Genomic DNA, 5,467 nt, shown 5'->3' with positions numbered 1-5,467 from the left:
CTCCTCCTCGCGCAACGCGCGCCCCAGCCGCCGCAGGTCGGCGGCGTCCATGCCGCCGAGGGGCGAGGCGAGGAGGGTGAGGGCCGTCTCGACGTCGGGGGAGGCGGCGTCCGGGGAGGCGGCGTCCGACCCCCCGCCCTCGGCCTCCGGAACCGCGCCCGAGGGGAGCGCGTCCCCCGGCCCGTACGCCCCTTCCTCCCCTTCCTCCCCTTCCTCCCCTTCCGCTCCTTCTCCGCCTTCTGCGCCTTCTGCGCCTTCCCGCTCCCCCAGCGCCGCCTCCGCCGCCGCCCGCAGGGCCGTGAGCAGCGGGCCGACCGCCGGTTCGTGGCGCAGCGGTATGTCGTCGCCGTCGACCTCGACCGGGACGCCCGCCGAGGTGAGGGCGCGGCGCACGCCGGGGAGGGAGCGGGCGCCGGCGCGTACGAGGACGGCCATGTCGGTCCAGGGGACGCCGTCCTCCAGATGCGCCCTGCGCAGGATGTCGGCGATGTTGTCGAGTTCGGCGCCGGGGGTCGGGAAGGTGAGGGCGTCGACCCGGCCTCCGGGGCGTACGGCCGCGAGGTCGCGGTGAGCCCGTACCGCGGCGGCCGGGAGGCGGGTGAGGGGCATACGGCGGGTGATGAGGCGGGTGGCGGCCAGCAGGTCCGCGCCGGAGCGGCGGGAGGTGGTGAGGACCTCGACGGGCGCCGGGGAGCCGTCCGTACGCGGAAAGGCGTCGGGGAAGTCGAGGATGCCGTTGACGTCGCCGCCGCGGAAGGCGTAGATCGACTGGTCCGGGTCGCCGAAGGCGACGAGGGTCCGGCCGTCGCCCGCCAGGGCGCGCAGCAGCCGCAGCTGGGCCGCGTCCGTGTCCTGGTACTCGTCCACATAGACCGCGTCGTAGCGGGCGGCCAGTTCCGCGGCCGTCTCCGGCCGCTCGGCCAGCAGGACCGCCCGGTGGACGAGTTCCGCGTAGTCGAGCACCCCGCGCGCGTCCAGGACGTCCAGGTACTCCGCCAGGAAGGCCGCCGCCGCGCCCCAGTCCGGGCGGCCCGTGCGGCGCGCGAAGTCGCCGAGCGCGCCGGGGCCCAGCCCCAGTTCGCGGCTGCGCGCGAGGACGGCGCGCACCTCGTCGGCGAACCCGCGCGTGGTCAGGCACGCGCGCAGCTCGTCGGGCCAGCGCACGCCCCCGCGCCCCGCGCGCTCCAGCTCGGCCTGCCCGGCGAGCAGCTCCCGCACGGCGACGTCCTGTTCGGGGCCGGACAGCAGCCGCAGCGGGTCGGCGAAGAGGTCGGCGTCCTGGTGCGCGCGGACCAGGGCGTAGCAGTACGAATGGAAGGTCGTGGCCTGCGGGCCCGTCGCGCCCGCGCCGAGCCGGGCCGCCATCCGGTCGCGCAGTTCGACGGCCGCCTTGCGGCTGAAGGTGAGGACGAGGACGCGCTCCGGGTCGCCGCCTCGCCGTACGCGCTCGGCGACGGCCTCGACGAGGGTGGTCGTCTTCCCGGTGCCGGGCCCGGCGAGGACGAGCAGCGGGCCGCCGGGGTGGTCAACCACCGCGCGCTGCCGTGCGTCCAGCTCAGGAGGGGCCACGGGTCCCGGCCGGGCGCGCACCAGGCGGTAGCCGCCCGATGGCGGTCGCACCTGCGGGTGCGACGAGCGGGACGAGAAGGAGGAGCTCACGTGGATCGCCGGTCCTGGTGGGTGTGCTGGGTGCCTTGCGGCCGTACGTGCCGGGTGGTGGCCGGGGGGTGAGGGCAGTTCCCGACGCTACGCCAGTGGGCGCGTGGGACGCAGGGCGTCCCGGGAGCCGCCGGTCCGGTGCGGCCGCCTCACCCGTTCGGCTCAGCGGGCGGCAACGGGATCGGGCCCGTACTCCGTACGGGCTCCGATGCGCGTCCGCGCCCTCCGGGTGGCGGAAGCTGTCATACGTGAGGAGTACCTTCGCCGCCGCCTCGGCCGCCGCCCGTCTCAGAAGGCCGGCTGCCGCCCGCCCGGGGAGGCCGGCCGCCGTACGGACCGTCGCCGTCCCGCCCGTCGCCCGTACCGTCGCCCCGGCCACTGCCCGTACCGCCGTCGCCGTCGCCGTCGGTGACGCGTCCGTCGGCGACGCCGCCGTCCCAGCGCGCGCGCCTCATGTCGATCCTCGGCACGTGTCCCTCGGCCGAGCGCGGCGCGGTGCGCAGCGGGGTGGCCTCGTCGCGGTAGTGGCCCAGCGCCCGCAGCTCGCTGCCGGGCAGCATGGCGCCGTCCGCGCGGACCACGCGCCACCACGGCACGGCGCCCCCGTAGAGGGCCATCACGCGTCCCACCTGGCGGGGGCCGCCCTCGCCGAGCCATTCGGCGACGTCCCCATAGGTCATGACGCGGCCGGGCGGGATCTCCTCGGCGACCGCCAGCACCCGCTCCGCGTACTCGGGGAGTTCGCCGTACCCGGGGGACTCGTCGTACTCGGGGGATGCGTCGTACCCGGGGGATGCGTCGTACCCGGGGGATGCGTCGGCCGCCCGTACGTGCTCGCTCATCCGACCGTGCTCGCTCATCCGACCTATCCTGCCGCACCCCACCGACAGCGGCCCAGCTCGCCCCCGGATTCGATCACTGCGGGTGTCCGGATGCACGACGGAGCGTACGATCTCGGTTCCGCGCCCCCGAAATGCACCCTGATGCCCCCCTGCACGGCGTGGCCATGCCACCATCTTCCGGGCGGTGACTGGTGATACGAGATCAAGAAGAAACGGACGAGCAGCAGGGCGCGCAGCCTCCCGAGGGGGAGCGCGCCCGCGAAGTGCTGCCCTGCTCCGACGGGTCGCACGCCTCCGACGAGCACCGCTGCGAGGATGAAGAGGCCCATATCGACCGGGTCTCCGGTGACGAGCCGCTGCTGCCCGCCCGGGTGCACCGCCCCTCCGACCTGGTCCGGCTCTTCCTCGGCATTCTCGGCCTGGCGCTGGTGCTCGCCCTCGCCGCGTTCGCCCACAGCACCACCGCCGGCCTTGAGAAGGACATCGGCGAATCCACCGGCAAGGCGCCGCAGCTGCTGGCCGACTTCGCGGGGCTGACGGCCAATATCGCCGTCTTCATCGTCCCCGTGGCGTTCGCCATGGAGCGGCTCATCAAACGCGACGGGCTGCGGATCGCCGACGGCGTGCTCGCCGCCGTCCTCGCGCACGGCGTCTCGCTGGCCACCGATCTCTGGGTGGCCCGCGCCGCCCCCGAGACGATCAGCGACGCGCTGACCCGCGCCGCGCCGAGCGGCGGCGTCACCGACCCCGTGCACGGCTATCTCGCCCCCGTGATCGCCTATATGACGGCCGTCGGCATGTCGCGCAGGCCGCGCTGGCGCGTCGCGATGTGGGCCGTACTGCTGCTGGACGCCTTCGCGGTGCTGGTCGGCGGGTACACCACGCCCTTCTCGATCGCCGTCACCGTGCTGATCGGCTGGACCGTCGCGTACGGCACGCTGTACGCCGTCGGCTCCCCGAACGTACGGCCCACCGGCCAGAACCTCCTCGCCGGGCTGCGCCGCGTCGGTTTCAAGCCCGTGACCGCGCTGCGCTCGGAGGACGTGCCGGACGGCGACCACCACAGCCACCAGGACCGCGGCCGCCGCTACATCGTCACCCTGGAGGACGGCCCACCGCTCGACGTGACCGTCGTCGACCGCGAACAGCAGGCGCAGGGCTTCTTCTACCGCGTCTGGCAGCGGCTCGCGCTGCGCGGCTTCACCCAGCGCCGCAGCCTCCAGTCGCTGCGCCAGGCCCTGGAACAGGAGGCGCTGCTCGCGTACGCGGCCATCGCCGCCGGCGCCAACGCGCCCAAGCTGATCGCGACCTCCGAACTCGGCCCGGACGCGGTCATGCTCGTGTACGAGCACATCGGGGGCCACACCCTCGACTCGCTGCCGGACGAGGAGATCACCGACGAGCTGCTGGCGGGCGCGTGGCAGCAGCTCCAGTTCCTCCAGTCGCGGCGCATCGCGCACCGTCGGCTGGACGGCGACGCCCTCCTGGTGGATCGTTCCGGCAATGTCGTGCTCACCGATCTGAGCGGCGGCGAGATCGCCGCGGGCGATCTGGTGCTGCGCATGGACATCGCGCAGTTGCTGACCACCGTGGGCCTGCGGGTCGGGGCGGAGCGGTCGGTGGCCGCCGCGGTCGACGTGCTCGGTCCGGACGCCATCGCGGACAGCCTGCCGCTGCTCCAGCCCCTCGCCCTGACGCGCATCAGCCGCGCCACGCTGCGCCAGTTGGCGCGGGAGCGCTCGCAGCGCGAGCGGGAGGCGGTGCTGGAGGCGGCGCGGGCCCGTAAGGCGGCCAAGGAGGCCAAGGCCGCGCAGACGGCGGAGGCGAGGGCGGCTGAGGCAGCCAAGGCCGGGGAGACCGCCGGGGCAGAGGAGGTTGCCGGGACAGTTGAGGAAACTGAGGCTGCCGGGGCCGACAAGGCCACTGCGGCTGCCGGGTCCGACGAAGCCACCGATGGACAGGCTGCCGGAGCCACCGTCGGGACGGCCAAGACCGTGAGCATGGTCAAAGCCGCCCAGGCCGACAGCAGCGCCAAGGCCGGCAGCAGCAAGCCCGATGGCGAGGCCGGCGGCGGCAGCGACCGCAAGGCGGCCAGGGCCGAGCGGCAGGCGGAGAAGCGGGCGCTCGACGAGGCCGCCGAGGACGCCCGCGAAGAGGACCTGCTCTCCCAGATCCGTCAGCAGGTGCTGCTGATCCGGCCCCAGGCGGCCATAGAACCCGTCCGGCTGGAGCGCATCAAACCGCGCACGCTGTTCACCTTCATGGCGGGCACGCTGGCCGCGTACTTCCTGCTCACGCAGCTCACCAACACCCCGATCGGCGACATCGTCAGCAACGCCAACTGGGTGTGGGTGGCGGTCGCCGTGTTCTTCTCCGCGCTGACGCAGGTCGCCGCCGCGCTGAGCCTGCTGGGGTTCGTACCGGAGAAGGTCTCCTTCCGCCGTACGGTCGTCGCCCAGGTCGCGAGCTCGTTCGTGAAGCTGGTCGCCCCCGCCGCGATCGGCGGCGTCGCCCTCAATACGCGCTTCCTCCAGCGCGCCGGGGTGCGACCGGGGCTGGCGGTGGCGAGCGTCGGGGCGTCGCAGCTGTTCGGCATGGTCTGCCACATCCTGCTGCTGCTGTCCTTCGGGTACGTGACCGGAACGGAGCGCGCCTCGTCGCTGTCGCCGTCCCGGACGGTGATCGGCGGCCTGCTCACGGCGGCGGTCCTCGTGCTCGTCGTCACCGCTGTGCCGTTCCTGCGGAAGTTCGTCGTGACACGGGTGCGGTCACTGTTCGCGGGCGTGGTCCCGCGTCTGCTGGACGTCCTCCAGCGGCCGCAGAAGCTGGCCACGGGCATCGGCGGGATGCTGCTGCTGACGGCGGCCAACGTGATGTGCCTGGACGCCGCGACGCGCGCCTTCGGCGGGGATCTGAGCTACGCCAGCACGGCGGTGGTCTTCCTCACCGCCAACGCCCTCGGCTCC

General features: G+C 74.2%; 3 protein-coding genes. 1 reads left to right on the top strand and 2 read right to left on the bottom strand.

Features of this window, described 5'->3' with window-relative positions; all coding sequences use genetic code 11:
- Together ACFU99_RS31520 and ACFU99_RS31515 are read right to left on the bottom strand one after the other, a co-directional pair.
- The coding region (locus ACFU99_RS31520) for an ATP-dependent helicase (protein ID WP_384398518.1) at positions 1 to 1,659 on the bottom strand (1,659 nt) is incomplete at its 3' end.
- Positions 1,660 to 1,901: 242 nt separating this feature from the next.
- Positions 1,902 to 2,519: an MGMT family protein gene (locus ACFU99_RS31515; protein WP_384398516.1), complete on the bottom strand. Its 618-nt coding sequence runs from the start codon at positions 2,517 to 2,519 to the stop codon at positions 1,902 to 1,904.
- A gap of 173 nt (positions 2,520 to 2,692) precedes the next feature.
- Here ACFU99_RS31515 and ACFU99_RS31510 point away from each other — a divergent pair.
- The coding region (locus ACFU99_RS31510) for a YbhN family protein (protein ID WP_384398514.1) at positions 2,693 to 5,467 on the top strand (2,775 nt) is incomplete at its 3' end.

Source organism: Streptomyces sp. NPDC057654 (assembly GCF_042800135.1).
Classification (GTDB): domain Bacteria; phylum Actinomycetota; class Actinomycetes; order Streptomycetales; family Streptomycetaceae; genus Streptomyces.
The sequence above is the reverse complement of the archived record's forward strand: the minus strand, read 5'-3'. Positions and strand labels throughout refer to the sequence as shown.